17 protein-coding genes are annotated in these 15,413 nt (G+C 54.5%); 10 read left to right on the plus strand and 7 right to left on the minus strand.

All coding sequences use genetic code 11. From position 1 onward, the window contains the following. The first annotated feature begins 22 nt into the window (after positions 1-22). Both GOV89_RS07115 and GOV89_RS07120 read left to right on the plus strand, forming a co-directional pair. Entirely contained in the window at positions 23-1,123 is a 1,101-nt protein-coding gene (locus GOV89_RS07115; protein WP_171178714.1) for an alpha/beta fold hydrolase, read from the plus strand. Next, entirely contained in the window at positions 1,120-2,340 is a 1,221-nt protein-coding gene (locus GOV89_RS07120) for an MFS transporter (RefSeq protein WP_171178712.1), read from the plus strand. The genes GOV89_RS07115 and GOV89_RS07120 overlap by 4 nt, the downstream gene beginning before the upstream one ends. Here the strand turns inward: GOV89_RS07120 and GOV89_RS07125 are convergent. From GOV89_RS07125 to GOV89_RS07135, 3 genes are read right to left on the minus strand one after another with little or no spacing between them, the layout of a single operon-like run. Continuing rightward, positions 2,337-2,924, minus strand: coding sequence for a Smr/MutS family protein (locus GOV89_RS07125; RefSeq protein ID WP_171237887.1), 588 nt, complete (start codon positions 2,922-2,924; stop codon positions 2,337-2,339). The two genes, GOV89_RS07120 and GOV89_RS07125, sit on opposite strands and share 4 nt — an antisense overlap. Then, positions 2,924-3,961, minus strand: coding sequence for an MltA domain-containing protein (locus GOV89_RS07130; RefSeq protein WP_171237888.1), 1,038 nt, complete (start codon positions 3,959-3,961; stop codon positions 2,924-2,926). Before GOV89_RS07130 ends, GOV89_RS07125 begins: the two co-directional genes overlap by 1 nt. Continuing rightward, entirely contained in the window at positions 3,958-4,617 is a 660-nt protein-coding gene (locus tag GOV89_RS07135; RefSeq protein WP_171178706.1) for a Tim44/TimA family putative adaptor protein, read from the minus strand. The genes GOV89_RS07130 and GOV89_RS07135 overlap by 4 nt, the downstream gene beginning before the upstream one ends. A 108-nt stretch (positions 4,618-4,725) precedes the next feature. Between GOV89_RS07135 and GOV89_RS07140 the strand changes: the two genes are divergently transcribed. Both GOV89_RS07140 and secB read left to right on the plus strand, forming a co-directional pair. Then, positions 4,726-5,226: an FxsA family protein gene (locus GOV89_RS07140; RefSeq protein ID WP_171237889.1), complete on the plus strand. Its 501-nt coding sequence runs from the start codon at positions 4,726-4,728 to the stop codon at positions 5,224-5,226. Positions 5,227-5,280: 54 nt separating this feature from the next. After that, a complete protein-coding gene (gene secB, locus GOV89_RS07145; RefSeq protein WP_171092779.1) occupies positions 5,281-5,781 on the plus strand; it encodes a protein-export chaperone SecB in 501 nt (166 codons plus the stop codon). A 24-nt stretch (positions 5,782-5,805) separates the two neighbouring features. On the opposite strand, the gene dnaQ is transcribed toward secB, so the two are convergent. From dnaQ to GOV89_RS07165, 4 genes are read right to left on the minus strand one after another with little or no spacing between them, the layout of a single operon-like run. Next, positions 5,806-6,528, minus strand: a complete 723-nt coding sequence (gene dnaQ, locus GOV89_RS07150; protein WP_171178702.1) for a DNA polymerase III subunit epsilon — start codon at positions 6,526-6,528, stop codon at positions 5,806-5,808. Next, complete coding sequence (gene coaE, locus GOV89_RS07155) at positions 6,521-7,114, minus strand: dephospho-CoA kinase (RefSeq protein WP_171178700.1); 594 nt, start codon at positions 7,112-7,114, stop codon at positions 6,521-6,523. The genes dnaQ and coaE overlap by 8 nt, the downstream gene beginning before the upstream one ends. After that, complete coding sequence (locus GOV89_RS07160; protein ID WP_171178698.1) at positions 7,111-7,944, minus strand: shikimate dehydrogenase; 834 nt, start codon at positions 7,942-7,944, stop codon at positions 7,111-7,113. Before GOV89_RS07160 ends, coaE begins: the two co-directional genes overlap by 4 nt. Continuing rightward, positions 7,941-8,540 carry a nucleoside triphosphate pyrophosphatase gene (locus GOV89_RS07165; RefSeq protein WP_171237890.1) on the minus strand — a complete coding sequence of 200 codons (600 nt, stop codon included), beginning with the start codon at positions 8,538-8,540 and terminating at the stop codon, positions 7,941-7,943. Before GOV89_RS07165 ends, GOV89_RS07160 begins: the two co-directional genes overlap by 4 nt. Positions 8,541-8,945: 405 nt before the next feature. Between GOV89_RS07165 and GOV89_RS07170 the strand changes: the two genes are divergently transcribed. The 6 genes from GOV89_RS07170 (at position 8,946) to GOV89_RS07195 (ending at position 15,401) form a co-directional block, all read left to right on the plus strand. Further along, positions 8,946-9,395: a CopD family protein gene (locus GOV89_RS07170; RefSeq protein WP_171178694.1), complete on the plus strand. Its 450-nt coding sequence runs from the start codon at positions 8,946-8,948 to the stop codon at positions 9,393-9,395. Positions 9,396-9,517: 122 nt separating this feature from the next. Beyond that, on the plus strand, positions 9,518-10,789 hold the full coding sequence (rho, locus tag GOV89_RS07175; RefSeq protein WP_171178692.1) for a transcription termination factor Rho: 1,272 nt from the start codon (positions 9,518-9,520) through the stop codon (positions 10,787-10,789). A gap of 31 nt (positions 10,790-10,820) precedes the next feature. Further along, complete coding sequence (mnmE, locus tag GOV89_RS07180) at positions 10,821-12,107, plus strand: tRNA uridine-5-carboxymethylaminomethyl(34) synthesis GTPase MnmE (protein WP_171178690.1); 1,287 nt, start codon at positions 10,821-10,823, stop codon at positions 12,105-12,107. 12 nt (positions 12,108-12,119) lie between these two features. Further along, positions 12,120-13,988, plus strand: coding sequence for a tRNA uridine-5-carboxymethylaminomethyl(34) synthesis enzyme MnmG (gene mnmG, locus GOV89_RS07185; protein WP_171237891.1), 1,869 nt, complete (start codon positions 12,120-12,122; stop codon positions 13,986-13,988). Then, positions 13,985-14,605, plus strand: a complete 621-nt coding sequence (gene rsmG / locus GOV89_RS07190; protein ID WP_171178686.1) for a 16S rRNA (guanine(527)-N(7))-methyltransferase RsmG — start codon at positions 13,985-13,987, stop codon at positions 14,603-14,605. The genes mnmG and rsmG overlap by 4 nt, the downstream gene beginning before the upstream one ends. After that, positions 14,598-15,401, plus strand: a complete 804-nt coding sequence (locus GOV89_RS07195; protein ID WP_171178684.1) for an AAA family ATPase — start codon at positions 14,598-14,600, stop codon at positions 15,399-15,401. The genes rsmG and GOV89_RS07195 overlap by 8 nt, the downstream gene beginning before the upstream one ends. The last annotated feature ends 12 nt before the right edge of the window (positions 15,402-15,413 follow it).

Raw genomic sequence — 15,413 nt, forward strand, 5'->3', positions numbered from 1 at the left:
GATTCACCCCGAGGGCTGGCCCGTGCTGCGCTATTTCATCATTTTACTCGTATCCCTTTCGCTGAGCGCCTGCGTTGACCGGACGGTGTCCGAGATTGTGCCTAATGCGGTAAATATCGGCACACCTGAAACCATCTTCGCCAGCACGACCCGTGCACGTGAAGCCGACGGCTCTTATGGGTTTCGTCGTGGCGAGGCGCTCAAGTTTCTGGAAACCACGGTTTCGATTCCGCCAACGCATACCCCGGGCACGCTCAAATTCTCATATGCAAACCCCAATCCGCAGAAGGAATTTGTTTTGGCGGATGTGACAGAGTTGGACGGGCCAAAGGGGCTGCGCAAACACCTGCGTGGGCAGGACGACGTCACGATTTTTGTGCACGGCTACAACTCGACCCAGACTGAAACGATCTTTCGTGCCGCCCAGCTGACGCATGACATTGGTCTACCGGGATCGACGCTGGTTTATTCGTGGCCTAGCCGCGCCACCGGCTATGGGTACGCCTATGACCTGGACAGCATGTTGTTTGCGCGCGACGGTTTGGAACAGACCATCCGCGAGTTGAAATCCATGGGTGTGAAGCGCGTTATTCTGGTTGCGCATTCCATGGGTGGGGCCTTGTCGATGGAAATGATGCGGCAAGCTGAACTGCAGGAACCCGGATGGGCCAATCGAAACATCGAGGGCGTCGTGCTGATCTCACCCGATCTGGATCTTGATCTGTTCCGTTCGCAAATGAAACGGATCGACAATCCACCCGATCCATTCCTTGTGATGGTTTCCCAGAAAGACAAAATCCTGAACATCTCGGCCCGACTGCGCGGCACGGATGAGGGTGAAAGGCTTGGAAACATCAGCTCGGTTGAGACGCTCGAGGAATTCCCGATCAGCGTGATTGATACAACAGCGTTTAACAGCGATGCGACATCATCACACTTCGTTGCGGCGACGTCTCCGGCATTGCTGTCGATCCTCAACTCATTGAGGCGCGTCAACAATACCTTTGGACGCGAGGACCGCCCAGCAATCGATATTCTGGTGCCGCCCAGCGAGCGTAACCCTGATGGCGCAACGGAAATTGTGCTAACTGAAACAGGACAGGCACAGGTGAATACTCCGTGACGCAGTTTAGCCTGCGCCGCTTTCTCATCGACAACGCGGCGTGGCTGGGCGCGGGTGTATTGCTGACCTTCCTGTCCAGCTTTGGTCAGACCTTCTTTATCTCGGTTTTTGCAGGCGAAATCCGCGCCGCTTTCGGGCTTAGCCACGGCGCGTGGGGTGGGTTGTATTCTTTGGGTACGCTCGTGTCAGCGGTAGTAATGATATGGGCAGGCGGCCTGACAGATGTTTTTCGTGTCCGCGTGTTGGGGCCTGTTGTGCTGCTTGGGTTGGCATTGGCAGCGTTGGCCATGGCAATGAACAGCTGGGTTGTGTTGTTGCCGGCGGCAATCTTCCTTCTGCGCCTGTTTGGACAAGGTATGAGCACCCATCTCGCGATGGTCGCGATGGCGCGATGGTTTATCGCGACACGAGGCAAAGCGCTTTCTATTGCGTCCATCGGCTATGCACTCGGCGAAGCCTTACTGCCACTGATCTTTGTCACCGCCATGGTATTTCTGGACTGGCGATTGCTGTGGGGGGTCGCTGCCGTCATCACTCTGCTGGGCATCCCTGTTTTGACGCGCCTGCTTCGGGAAGAACGCACACCGCAGAGCCTGGCCAGTGCGTACTCAGCCACCGGGATGCACGGCCGTCACTGGACACGGCGCGATGCGCTAAGCCACCCATTGTTCTGGTTCATGACGCCAGCTGTTCTGGGTCCATCGGCTTTTATTACGGCATTCTTCTTTCACCAAGTGCATTTGGCCGAGGTGAAAGGATGGGCCCATATTCAACTGGTCGCCCTGTTCCCGGTCTATACCGGGGTGTCGCTGCTTTCGATGTTTTCCGCCGGATGGGCCTTGGATAAATGGGGCACGGCGCGGATGATGCCCTACTACCAGCTGCCTCTAGCTCTTGGTTTTGTCGTTCTGGGCCTGTCGACCTCGGTCATGGGTGCTACGATCGGGCTGATCCTGTTGGCCCTGACCGTCGGGGCCAACAGCACCTTGCCCAGCGCCTTCTGGGCCGAGTTCTATGGCACCCGACACATCGGCGCGATCAAGGCGATGGCAACGGCCGTTATGGTCCTTGGATCAGCCATCGGACCGGGCTGGACCGGAGTGCTGATCGATTGGGGCGTTTCGCTGGACACTCAATTCCTTTGGATTGGCATCTTTTTCCTTTTGGTCTGCGCACTGGTCCACATAGGTGTCACCAGCGCGGTACGTACCCTTTAGCGAATACGCCGCAAGTAAACGTAATACGCCCCATCTCCGCCGTGGCTGATATGAGCAGGCGTGACCTGCATCACCGCTTGCGCCAATGGCGGGATGGACAGCCAATGGGGTACCTGGTTCCGCAGAACGCCGCGCGGTGTTGGGATCGGGCCAGGTTCGTCCCGGTCTTTGCCTTTCCCGGTCACGACCAGAACAAGCCGCTTTCCCTGTGCCTGCGCGGTCAAGACAAAACGGATCAGAGCGGGATGCGCGGTGTCGACCCGCATACCGTGCAAATCAAGCTTGCCTTCGGGTTTCAGTTTACCTCGTTTCATCCGACCGAAAGCCTTGTTGTCCATCTGAACCGGCACTTTGCGCAGCGCATCTGTGACCGACGGCTTCAAATCGTTCGGCTTGGGCTTTGCCTGGTGGGCCTGACCAAGTTCAAACGCTTCAAACCGGGGTTTCGGCGTTTTCTTGGGCTTGGGTTTCGGCAAAGAGGTCGGATGAACCGTCTGCGGTATTTCCGGATGCATCCGCTCGGCCTGTTTGGCGACCTTGCGCCACAGCTCGATCTCTTCTGTCGTCAGTTTGCGCCGGGTCATCAGAACTCATCCGGCAATAGAGCATAGGCCCGCTGTATTGGTAACAGTACGACCATCCGACCCGGATCTTTTAACCTGCCGGCGGCTTGCCCGGCCTCGTCACCCGTTCCGAAAAAGATATCTGCCCGCTGGGCGCCCTTGATCGCGGCACCTGTATCCTGCGCGATCATCAGGCGACGCATTGGGTTTTTGCCGTCTTTCTCAACCCAGACCGGAGCCCCCAACGGGGTATAGGTCGGATCTGCAGCTATGCTGCGCATCGTGGTAATTGACCGGTTCATCGCGCCCAGCGGCCCAAGTTCGGGCGCAACGCGCGAAACTTCGCGGAAGAACACATAGGATGGGTTGTGGAACAGCAGCTCGGCACCAGATTCTGGGTTCTTGCGCACCCATGCTCGGATCATCTGGGCGCTAACTTCATGCGCGCCCAAGACCCCGCGCCGCACCAACTCAACTCCTATAGATCTGTAGGGATGACCATTCGCACCGCCATAGCCAACGCGCAAAGCACCGCCATCGGGCAGCCGGACACGTCCAGACCCCTGAATCTGCAAGAAAAACAACTCAACTGGATCGTCCACCCAGGCAATCTCAAGACCGCGCCCTTGCATCACATCACCAGTCAGGATTTCCCGACGGCTGAGCCATGGCCCATCTCGCGCTTCGGGCGGCATCTTGTAAATAGGATATTTGAAGCGATCAGTTCGGCGGCGCGCACCATCGAGTTCGGGTTCAAAATACCCCGTGAACAGGGCTTCTTCGCCATCCTCGACCAGAACTGGGCGGAAGAAGAGCTCAAAAAATGCCTTTGCTGCATCCGTGTCATACGTCTCTGCTACAGCGCATAACGCGCGCCAGTCCGGGTCCTTCAGATCGCCGCAGGTGTTCAGAAAAACGGAAAGGGCTGCGCCGTGGTCATCATCGGCCCAGCCCTGCAGATCGTCAAACGACAGAATGGATCGCGTTGCCTCGGCTCCGGCAGCGCTGGCAGCGGTCATTACACCCACCAGAAAAAGCAACCGGAGCGTTGCAATCATGCGTCCGTGGCAACAAGCAGCCAGTTCGGATCGTCCTTGCCCATCACACGAGCAAAGGTCCAGCTGTCCTTTTGGCGTTTCACGGTGTTGGGGTTGCCTTCGACAATATCACCGCCGCGATCCCGCACAACCGAAGTCAGTTCACCTACAAATTTCATGGTGATCTCGGCTTCATTGGTATCCTTATCGAATTTAACATCCGACAGGGCGGTCTCTCGGACGCCGATGAATTCGGCTTCGATGGTCAGGCCCTGATCTTCGCGTGCAGCAACACCCGCAACGAAAGACTCAAATACCTCTTCCGACAGGAATGGCTGGATTTCGTCGAGGTTTCCTTTTTCGAACCCCATAACGATCATTTCATAAGCGCCACGCGCGCCGTGAACAAATTCACTGACCGAAAAGCCGGGCTCAACCCGTTTCATGGCGGCCAGGGTTTGCGCCTGTTCGCTGTCTTCAGCGACATGGTCAGTGATGTCATGATCCGGGCCGCCTTCGATCACCTCGAAATCGCGACGCGATTTGTGCGCTTCAGGCTGTTGCTGCAAAGGTGGTTTTTCAAAACCTTCACGCGTACCCAACACGCTTTTAAGGCGCAGGATCAGGAAAACGGCAATTCCGGCCAGGACCAGTAGCTGGATCATGGGTTCGTTCATTTCATCCTCTTTTCAGAACCGCGACTTTGTATACGCGGCCTCATGCTACTATGTAGGTGAGCGTGGGTGGCAAGTCCACAGCCCGGCCTTAGGGAAAGGATAACGCAAATGTATCTGTTCTTGGCATTTTTGTTGGTGCCCATCATCGAGATTGCGCTGTTTATTCAGGTTGGTGGTCTGATCGGCCTTTGGCCAACCCTTTCCATTGTTGTGCTGACCGCGGTTTTGGGCACGGTTTTGGTGCGGACACAAGGTCGCATGGCACTGGGAAATCTGCAGCGTTCCTTTGCTGAACTGGACGACCCGACCGAGCCTTTGACCCACGGTGCGATGATCCTTTTGTCAGGCGCATTGCTGCTGACACCGGGTTTTTTCACCGATGCCATAGGATTTGCCTTGCTGGTACCGGGCGTTCGTGTCGCTGTGTTCCGCTATCTGAAGTTGAAAGTCACCGTGGCACATTTTCAGATGGGAACGGGCACTGGATTTCAGTCACAACAAAACCCTTTCGAGCAAGGGGACATCATTGACGGTGAATTCAGTGAAGTTCGCCCGAAAAAAGAGCCTTCAAAGCCATCGAAATGGGTGGAAGGCCCCCACCAGCATTGAGGTGCCGCGCCCAACTTGCTAAGCAGTGGCGAAATTCAATTTTGGAGTAGATCCATGGCCGAAGAAAACGCTGCAGAAAACACTGCGGCCCAAGCCGCCCCGCAGGTTCAGATGCGGGTTCTGGGGCAGTTCATCCGTGATATGTCCTTTGAAAACGTGATGGCGCAAAAGGGTGTGTCAGGCGACGTGCAGCCGGAAATCGCTGTTCAGGTGAACCTGGACGCGAAAAAGCGCAGCGCTGAACATCAGTTCGAAGTGTCCATCAAGCTGAACCTGACATCCAAGGCCAAAGGCATGGATGATGTGCTGTTCCTGTGTGAGCTGGACTATTGCGGTCTGTTCCACGTGGAAGGTGTGCCAGAAGATCAAATGCACCCGTTCCTGATGATCGAATGCCCCCGGATGCTGTTCCCGTTCCTGCGCCGCATTGTCAGCGACATCACCCGTGATGGCGGCTTCCCGCCGGTGAACCTGGACAATATCGATTTCGTCGCGCTGTATCGCAACGAATTAATGCGTCGTCAGGCCGCTCAGGCAGAAAAGACCGACGCCTAAGGCTTTGACCCGCGCCTGATCGGATCAGGCGCGGGTCCACAGGGCGCTTTCGCCCAGCTTTTCTACAAATGCCTCATGCGCTGCGCGCTCATCCTCGGTGATCCGGGAAGGCAACGGTGTGCCGCGCGACATTGGCCGCCAGTCTTCACCGCCACCGGATGCGGATGATGCGGATGTTGACAGGCCAAAATCAGGCTGCCGCCCACCGATCAACTCAAGATAAACCTCGGCCAGAATTTCAGAGTCGAGCAAAGCGCCATGCAGAACACGGTTCGAATTGTCGATATTGAAACGTCGGCAAAGCGCATCCAAAGACGCCGGAGAGCCGGGAAACCGTTTGCGGGCGATTGCCAGCGTATCCAGTGCTTGTTCAATCGGGATCAACGGCGCGCCCATCCACTTCAGTTCAGCGTTCAGGAACTTCATGTCGAACGATGCGTTGTGGATCACCAACCGCGCATCCCCAACAAACTCACGAAACCCGTGACCCACCTTGGCAAACACCGGTTTGTCTTTCAGCGTCACCTCACCCTTTTCCGGTGGACGCGGGTTGTCCAACAGATCCGGGCCGATGCCATGCACGCCAAACGCCTCATCCGGCATACCGCGTTCCGGGTTGATATAGACGTGATACGTTTCACCCGTCGCGACGTGGTTCCACAGCTCTACGGCACCAATCTCAACAATCCGGTCGCCGCTTTCGGGATCGAACCCGGTGGTTTCGGTATCAAGTACGATCTCACGCATGATTCATCCCCGCCCGTATCTGCCTGACCACATCCTGCACTTGCTGACGGGCATGGTCCAGCGTGTCTGTTTCGATCACGAAGTCTGATCGCGCGCATTTCTCTGCATTCGGCATCTGTTTGGCGCGGATCTGTTCGAACTGCGCCTCGGACATGGTTCCCCGTTCCATAACACGGCGCTTTTGTTCATCCGCCGGGATCGAAACGCAGGCGACGGCGTCCATGGCTGCGTCTCCGCCTGTTTCGAAAAGAAGGGGTATGTCGAACACCAGAATGTCGCTTGTTGTGTTTTCGCGAAATACAGCGCGATCTTTCGCGACCAGAGGATGCACAATCGCTTCGATTGCTTTCAACGCATCAGAGTCCTTCGCAATGATCTGCTTTAACGCGTCCCGGCTTACAGCTCCGTCAACAATAGCGGCAGGGAAAACTGCACGCATCGGTTCAATTGCAGCACCTCCGGGCGCGTATAACCGATGCACAGCAGCGTCCGCATCCCACAGGGCGCAGCCTTCTTCGACAAACATCTGCGCCGTGGTGCTTTTCCCCATACCAATGGAACCAGTCAGACCCAGCGCAAAACTCATGCCAAAGCAGCCGCGCGCGTATCCGCGTCCACCTCAGGGCGCACACCGAACCACCGTTCAAATCCAGGAACCGCCTGGTGCAGCAACATGCCCAATCCGTCGACTGTGGTGCATCCTGCCTCTTCCGCAGTTTTCAGAAGGTTTGTTTTAAACGGAGCATAGACCAGATCCGTGACCACGGCACCGGGCTGCAACCCATCCAGTGGAACCCGCAATTCCGGCTGGCCCTGCATCCCCAATGAGGTCGTATTGACCACCAGTTCCGCGTTTTCGATGACGTTTCCGGCCTGAACCCAATCTACAACGCGGATTCGTTGACCAAATTCCTCTTTCAGATGATCCGCACGGGCGCGCGTCCGATTGGTCAACAGGATTTCCGGCACACCTGCATCAGACAACGCTTGCAGAACGGCGCGAGCTGCCCCTCCGGCCCCGAACACAACAGCCGGGCCGTCTTTGGCATTCCAGTCGGGGGCACCGCTGCGCAGGTTTTCCATGAACCCGTACCCATCAGTGTTATCTGCGTGGATCGAGCCATCTTCGCGGAACACCAGTGTATTCGCAGCACCAATCACCGTTGCGCGATCGGACACGTGATCCGCGATCTTCAACGCTGCTTCCTTGTGGGGAACAGTTACATTGGCCCCAACAAAACCGGCTTTGGGCAGCGTACGTAGCACGGTTTCCAGATCGGCTGGGGCAACATCCATTGGGATGTAGTGCCCGGCAAGACCATACGTCTTCAGCCAATGGCCATGCAGTTTCGGGGAACGCGAATGCCCAATGGGATGTCCGATCACCCCGGCCAGAGGAACCCGGTAGTCCGTCATTGATCGATCACCCCTTTGACAGCCAGAAAATTGAGAAGCTCCAACAATGGCATACCCAAAACATTAAAATAGTCGCCGTCAATGGTGGCGAACAACCGGACGCCTTCTTCTTCCAGCTTATATGCTCCGACGGCATGGCGGATACTGTCCCAGTTCCGTGAGACATAGTCTTTCAGATAGGCATCAGAGCTGGCCCGCATCCGCAATCGTACCTGTCCTACATGCCGCCAGATCGGCTCACCGTCCTGATAGATCACGGCCGCTGACAAAAGCATGTGCCGTTTGCCGCGCATCGCTTTTAGCTGAGCCACTGCTTGTTCCGGGTTTTCAGGTTTTGACAGCAGCTGACCGTCAAAATCCAGAACCTGATCACACCCCAGCACCATAGCGCCAGGATTCTTGTCGCTGACTTTGCGGGCTTTCATTTCCGCAAGCGTGTCGGCAATATCTCGTGGTGATGCGCTTTCAGCCAGCAAGGCGCGCTTGGCGGTCTCTTCATCCACGCGCGCGGTTTGAACCGTGAATGGAACGCCTGCGTTCTCAAGCAAGTGTGCCCGTATGGCAGATCCCGAGGCGAGAAGAATGGGGACAGACATGTGGAAAACCCCGTGTGAAAGTCGATGAGAGCTCTGGGGTGCTTTGTATGGTTTTACGGTTGACACGCAACCCCAGGAAATTCGCGTGAAAGATCCTCGAGTCGCTCTAATCCAATCCAGCTAGGACAAGGATAACTTGGAATACCGGGATAATCTGATTGTCCCATGATACCCAAAGAGTTATCCCCAAACGCTACCTGGGTGTAACAGACTTAAGTATATGTTTTTATTATTATAAATTAAGTTTCAACAGAATCACTAGAAAATCAAAAAGTTCTGTCCACCTGGGGAAAACACATGGGTAAAAAAGTAATCCACGGAAATTGTTATCCCTACAAAACCATCTTCCTTTCTCTTTCTTTATTTTTTTATTAGGGAGAGTTCCGAACAACGCTCGGAGCCAAGATGACTGATCTTCTTTTCACGCTGTACCCGTGGGTGAAGTCACTCCATATCATGGCCGTGATCTCATGGATGGCGGGTCTGTTCTATCTACCACGCTTGTTCGTCTATCACGTTGAAAAAGCTCAGGCTGTCGACGGGGCGCAAGAAATCTTCTTTGAAATGGAAGAAAAGCTGCTGCGTGTGATCATGCGCCCTGCGATGATCGTGGCTTGGGTGTGCGGCCTGATCATGGTGTTCACACCGGGTATTGTTGGATGGGATTGGTCCTGGCCTTGGATCAAAGGTGCAGCCGTGATCGGTATGACCTGGTTCCATCACTGGTTGATGGCGCGTCGCAAGGATTTCCTGGAAGGCCGAAATAAGCTCACTGGGCGGCAGTATCGTATGATGAACGAGGTTCCGACCGTTTTGATGGTTATCATCGTTCTGGCGGTCATTCTGAAGTTCTGACGGGCTGTTTGACTCCGAAAGCAGTCGCGCTTATGTAGGGGACAACTCGCCCGTCCGGGCGGCGTATCTTCCGTACTGAAATTTCACTTCGTGCCGCGCTGATCGCGGTGAAGGTATATATCATGACAACTGACGCCCTTAATCTGGCCGACCTGAAGGCCAAAAGCCCCAAAGACCTTCTGGCGATGGCCGAAGAACTGGAGATCGAAAACGCCTCGACCATGCGGAAAGGCGAGATGATGTTCCAGATTCTGCGCGAACGCGCGGATGAGGGCTGGACCGTTGGCGGTGATGGTGTGCTTGAGGTGCTGCAGGACGGTTTCGGTTTCCTGCGCTCGCCCGAGGCGAACTATCTGCCAGGTCCCGACGATATCTATGTCTCGCCCGATATGATCCGTCAACACTCGCTGCGCACCGGAGATACTGTTGAGGGTGAGATTAAGGCACCTGATGATAATGAGCGTTACTTTGCGCTGACCAAGGTCACCAAGATCAACTTTGAAGATCCTGAAAAGGCCAAGCACAAGATCCTGTTCGACAACCTGACGCCTCTGTACCCAGATGAGCGTCTGAAGATGGAGATCGAGGATCCGACCATCAAAGACAAGTCGGCCCGTGTGATCGACCTTGTGTCGCCGATCGGTAAAGGCCAGCGCTCGCTGATCGTGGCGCCTCCGCGGACCGGTAAGACGGTCATCCTGCAGAACATCGCGCATTCAATCGAACAGAACCATCCAGAGTGTTACCTGATCGTCCTTCTGATCGACGAACGCCCGGAAGAGGTGACCGACATGCAGCGCTCGGTGAAGGGTGAGGTTGTGTCCTCGACCTTTGACGAGCCCGCAACACGCCACGTGGCCGTGTCCGAGATGGTGATCGAAAAGGCCAAGCGTTTGGTCGAACATAAACGAGATGTTGTTATTCTTCTCGACTCGATCACAAGACTTGGTAGGGCCTTTAACACTGTGGTCCCATCCTCGGGTAAAGTTCTGACCGGTGGTGTGGACGCCAACGCTCTGCAACGGCCCAAGCGGTTCTTTGGTGCGGCACGGAACATTGAAGAGGGTGGATCGCTGACCATCATCGCCACCGCGCTGATCGACACTGGTAGCCGGATGGACGAGGTGATCTTTGAAGAATTCAAAGGCACCGGTAACTCGGAAATCGTTCTGGATCGTAAAATCGCTGATAAACGTGTGTTCCCGGCCATCGACATCCTCAAGTCCGGTACCCGGAAAGAGGACCTGCTGGTCGACAAGGGCGATCTGGCCAAGACCTTCGTTCTGCGCCGCATCCTCAACCCGATGGGCACGACCGATGCAATCGAGTTCCTGCTATCCAAGTTGAAGCAGACCAAGACGAACTCGGAATTCTTCGATTCAATGAACACCTGACGCCGAACCGGTACTGACGCGGGGGCTATTCATGGATACGATATTTGCCCTGGCCAGCGCGCAAGGCAAAGCTGGGGTGGCGGTCATCCGCCTCTCAGGGCCGGACTCGCACTCTGCGGCGGCGCGGCTGACAGGTGGCACGCTGCCTGAACGTGGCATGGTTCTGCGCACATTGCGGGATCAGGGTGGTGCGCGTCTTGACGATGGCTTGGTTCTTACGTTCCAGGCCCCGGCCAGTTTCACCGGAGAGGATGTGGCAGAGCTTCAGATTCATGGCAGTACAGCATCCGTCAACGCGGTATTGCAATGTTTGTCGGATACTGAAGGGCTGCGCATCGCGGAGCCGGGCGAGTTCACACGCCGAGCGCTTGAGAATGGCAAGATGGATCTGACGCAGGTCGAAGGCCTGGCCGATTTGATTGATGCCGAAACCGAGGCGCAACGCAAACAAGCGCAAACAATTCTGGCTGGTGAGCTGGGCATACTGGCAGAACGGTGGCGCCGGGATTTGATCCGCGCTGCGTCTTTGCTGGAAGCTGTCATCGACTTTGCCGATGAAGAGGTTCCAACGGATGTAACGCCTGAAGTTCGCGAATTGATCACTGGTGTCTTGTCAGACCTTCGCCGTGAGGCAGAAGGAGTAAAAATCGCTGAACGTATACGCACGGGGTTTGAAGTTGCAATTGTTGGGCTTCCGAACGCAGGAAAGTCCACTCTTCTGAACGCTTTGGCAGGTCGAGACGCCGCCATCACTTCGGAATACGCTGGAACCACGCGGGACGTGATCGAAGTTCGGATGGATCTGGCTGGTTTACCTGTGACTTTGCTGGATACGGCCGGGTTGCGTGAAACTGAGGATCATGTTGAAAACTTGGGTATCAAGTTGGCGCGCAGCAGAGCGGAGGCCGCCGACCTGCGTGTTTTCCTGTCAGATACACCCGAAGACCTGGGGGTTGGGATGCAGGCAGGTGATATTCATGTTTTGCCGAAAGCTGATCTTCGAAGTGAAAATAGTCTCGGCGTTTCTGGTAAAACAGGGCAGGGGATTGACGCGCTTGTAAACCAGATTTCGTATGTCCTTTGTGAAAGAACTACCACCCATGGTATTGCAACGCGGGAACGACATCGGGTTGCAATCAATGGGGCACTGACTTCTCTCCAATCGGCAATCCCGGTTCTGGAATCAGGTCCAGAGATGTATGATATCGCCGCGGAAGAATTACGAACCGCCATAAGGGCACTTGAATCGCTGGTGGGCAGAATAGATGTCGAAACACTGCTGGATGAAATCTTCTCTAGCTTCTGTTTGGGAAAGTAAGGAGTGTTTCACGTGAAACATTCGAAGTTTGATGTCATCGTTATTGGTGCTGGGCACGCCGGGACAGAGGCTGCTCATGCCTCTGCAAGGATGGGTGCCAATACTGCTTTGGTAACCCTGTCCGCATCGGACATTGGTGTAATGTCCTGTAATCCGGCAATTGGTGGCTTGGGGAAAGGCCATTTGGTTCGTGAGATTGATGCTCTTGACGGCGTTATGGGGCGTGTTGCGGATCAAGCCGGCATTCAGTTTCGTTTGTTGAATCGTCGTAAAGGACCTGCAGTACAGGGCCCCAGAACACAAGCGGATCGAGCGCTTTACCGGGCGGCGATGCAAAAAGAAACGCAAAACCAGAACAATCTGTCCGTTATCGTCGGTGAAGTTGTCGACTTTCTTATGAACGGGCCGCGTGTTTCCGGCGTTTTGCTTGCGGATGGATCAGAGATTTCCGGGCAGGCAGTCATACTGACATCTGGGACATTTCTGCGCGGAGTCATTCATATCGGTGACGTCTCACGACCTGGTGGGCGGATGGGAGATCGCCCTTCTATCAAGCTTGCCGAACGTTTGGATAGTTATGATTTGCCGCTGGGACGCTTGAAGACAGGTACGCCGCCTCGTTTGGATGGGCGGACAATTGACTGGTCCGATCTAGAGCGTCAAGACGGGGACGAAGAGCCAACACTATTCTCATTTCTGTCGACAGACGTGGTCGCACCGCAGATCTCCTGTGGAATAACGTATACCAACGCACAAACACATGAGATCATCGAGGCCAATCTTTCAAAGTCAGCGATGTACGGTGGCCATATTGATGGTATAGGCCCTCGGTATTGCCCGTCTATTGAGGATAAGATTGTAAGATTTGCAGACAAGGAATCCCATCAGATCTTCCTGGAACCCGAAGGAGTGAATGATCACACGATCTATCCTAACGGTATTTCAACCTCACTTCCTCAGGACGTCCAACTGCAGTATGTACGATCCATCAAAGGCCTTGAAAAAGCAGAGATTCTGCAACCAGGATATGCCATTGAGTATGACTACGTAGATCCTCGTGTTCTAACCGCGACACTGTCTCTGCCAGAAATTCCGGGGTTGTACTTGGCTGGTCAGATCAATGGAACCACAGGATACGAAGAGGCCGCCGCGCAGGGTATGGTTGCCGGGCTCAATGCAGCGCTTGAAGTGCAAGGCCGTGATCCTGTGCACTTAACAAGATCTGACAGCTATATCGGGGTCATGGTAGATGACCTTACAACACGCGGTGTGGCTGAACCTTATCGGATGTTTACATCACGTGCGGAATTCCGGCTTTCCTTACGTGCTGATAATGCAGACCAGCGCTTGACGCCGATTGGCATGGATATTGGATGCGTTGGGTCCGATCGTGAGGCGCACTTCAAAGACAAAATGGACCAGCTCGATGCGGTAAAGGCTAAGCTGGCAGAGCGTACATACACACCGAAACAGGTGCTGTCGGCCGGAATTAACGTCAACCAAGATGGCAATCGCCGCGACGGGATGGCGATCTTGGCATTTCCGGACGTATCTTTCGACAATCTGTTACCATTGATCCCGGATCTACAAGATGTGGATCAAAAAATCCGACTTCAGATTGAGCGTGACGCGCTTTATGCAAACTACATTGCGCGCCAGAAGCGAGATGTGGAGGCGATGAAGCGGGATGAATCTTATGTTATCCCTCGCGACTTCGACTATTCCTCTTTAGATGGCTTATCTTCCGAGATGAAGCATAAGCTATCGCAGGCGAAGCCTTCGAACATAGCCCAAGCAAGTCGAGTCGAGGGGGTAACACCTGCCGCGCTGACACTTGTACTTGCGAAGCTACGCCGCGAAGACAGGGCGCGACGGGCATGAGCGCTGGTTATTCGGCATTTGAGCGGCTAAATGTTTCACGTGAAACATTCAAGCGTTTGAAAACCTACGTTGATCTCGTAAATCGCTGGAATCCTAAAATCAATCTAGTGTCCCGAAGTAGTCTGGAACACATCTGGGATCGCCATATCCTCGACTCCGTGCAAGTTTATAGATGTGCTGGTCAATACAAAAGCTGGGTGGATATAGGCAGTGGAGGCGGATTTCCGGGAATGGTATGCGCCTTGATCGCGGCTGATCATTCACCAGACTCACGATTTACTTTCGTTGAAAGTGATCAAAGGAAGTCTGCCTTCTTACGCAATGTAGCGCGGGAATGTGAAATCAAATGCAAGGTGATTTCGAAGCGAATCGAAAGTGTTGATCCTTTGGATGCAGATGTCCTTTCGGCTCGTGCCCTGGCAGAGTTGCGGGTATTATTGTCCTTTTGCGACAGGCATTTAAGTAAAACGGGAACAGCTTTGTTGCCCAAAGGCGCAACCTGGAAAAAAGAACTGTCAGAGGCGCAAGAAGAATGGAATTTCGACGTCGAGCCGATTACAAGTTTAACTGAACCTCAGGCCGTTATCCTTAAAATCAAAGGAGTATCACGTGGTTGATCTGTCCCGACCTTCAGGACCTCGGATTATTGCGGTCGCCAATCAGAAGGGCGGAGTGGGGAAAACAACGACGGCAATCAATCTTGCAGCAGGGCTTGCGGAATCCGGTTGCCGGGTTTTGGTGGTTGATCTTGATCCTCAAGGGAATGCGTCCACCGGATTGGGTGTAGAGGATCGGGATTGGACAACCTATGACCTCATCCTTGACGACGCTCCGTTAGAGGCCGTTGTTCAAGAGACGGAAATAGAAAACCTTATGGTTGTTCCGGCAACCGTTGATCTGAGTTCTGCCGACATTGAATTGATATCCAATGAAAAGCGCAGTTATTTGTTGCACGATGCATTGAGGCAGACTGCGGTTGATGCTTTCAACCTTGATTTCATCCTTATCGATTGCCCGCCGTCTTTGAACCTGTTGACCGTCAATGCAATGGTGGCGGCGCATTCAGTCCTTGTGCCGCTGCAAAGTGAATTCTTTGCTTTAGAAGGTCTTTCTCAACTGATGCTGACGATCCGAGAGGTTCGGCAAACAGCAAATCCTGATCTGAGAATCGAAGGTGTTGTGTTGACCATGTATGACAACCGCAACAACTTGTCCCGTCAGGTTGAAAAGGATGCGCGTGACAATTTGGGTGAGATGGTCTTTAAGACAAAGATACCCAGAAATGTGCGAGTCAGCGAGGCTCCGTCATATGCGCTGCCAGTGTTGCAATATGATTCGGGTTCGCTTGGCGCGATGGCTTATCGGCATCTGGCCCGCGAGATCATGCACAAGAACAATAAAACCGCTGCGTAGGCGGAAATGAGG

The organism is Ruegeria sp. HKCCA5763, from assembly GCF_013034545.1.
Classification (GTDB): Bacteria; Pseudomonadota; Alphaproteobacteria; order Rhodobacterales; family Rhodobacteraceae; genus Ruegeria.

What these genes read in the sequence shown, in the direction of transcription:
- dnaQ (WP_171178702.1), bottom strand. Translation starts at nt 6,528, where the DNA reads ATGCGTGAGATCGTACTTGATACCGAAACCACCGGGTTCGATCCCGAA.
- rho (WP_171178692.1), top strand. Translation starts at nt 9,518, where the DNA reads ATGACAACTGACGCCCTTAATCTGGCCGACCTGAAGGCCAAAAGCCCC.
- GOV89_RS07160 (WP_171178698.1), bottom strand. Translation starts at nt 7,944, where the DNA reads ATGACGGACTACCGGGTTCCTCTGGCCGGGGTGATCGGACATCCCATT.
- GOV89_RS07165 (WP_171237890.1), bottom strand. Translation starts at nt 8,540, where the DNA reads ATGTCTGTCCCCATTCTTCTCGCCTCGGGATCTGCCATACGGGCACAC.
- coaE (WP_171178700.1), bottom strand. Translation starts at nt 7,114, where the DNA reads ATGAGTTTTGCGCTGGGTCTGACTGGTTCCATTGGTATGGGGAAAAGC.
- GOV89_RS07125 (WP_171237887.1), bottom strand. Translation starts at nt 2,924, where the DNA reads ATGACCCGGCGCAAACTGACGACAGAAGAGATCGAGCTGTGGCGCAAG.
- mnmE (WP_171178690.1), top strand. Translation starts at nt 10,821, where the DNA reads ATGGATACGATATTTGCCCTGGCCAGCGCGCAAGGCAAAGCTGGGGTG.
- secB (WP_171092779.1), top strand. Translation starts at nt 5,281, where the DNA reads ATGGCCGAAGAAAACGCTGCAGAAAACACTGCGGCCCAAGCCGCCCCG.
- GOV89_RS07135 (WP_171178706.1), bottom strand. Translation starts at nt 4,617, where the DNA reads ATGAACGAACCCATGATCCAGCTACTGGTCCTGGCCGGAATTGCCGTT.
- GOV89_RS07140 (WP_171237889.1), top strand. Translation starts at nt 4,726, where the DNA reads ATGTATCTGTTCTTGGCATTTTTGTTGGTGCCCATCATCGAGATTGCG.
- rsmG (WP_171178686.1), top strand. Translation starts at nt 13,985, where the DNA reads ATGAGCGCTGGTTATTCGGCATTTGAGCGGCTAAATGTTTCACGTGAA.
- GOV89_RS07170 (WP_171178694.1), top strand. Translation starts at nt 8,946, where the DNA reads ATGACTGATCTTCTTTTCACGCTGTACCCGTGGGTGAAGTCACTCCAT.
- GOV89_RS07130 (WP_171237888.1), bottom strand. Translation starts at nt 3,961, where the DNA reads ATGATTGCAACGCTCCGGTTGCTTTTTCTGGTGGGTGTAATGACCGCT.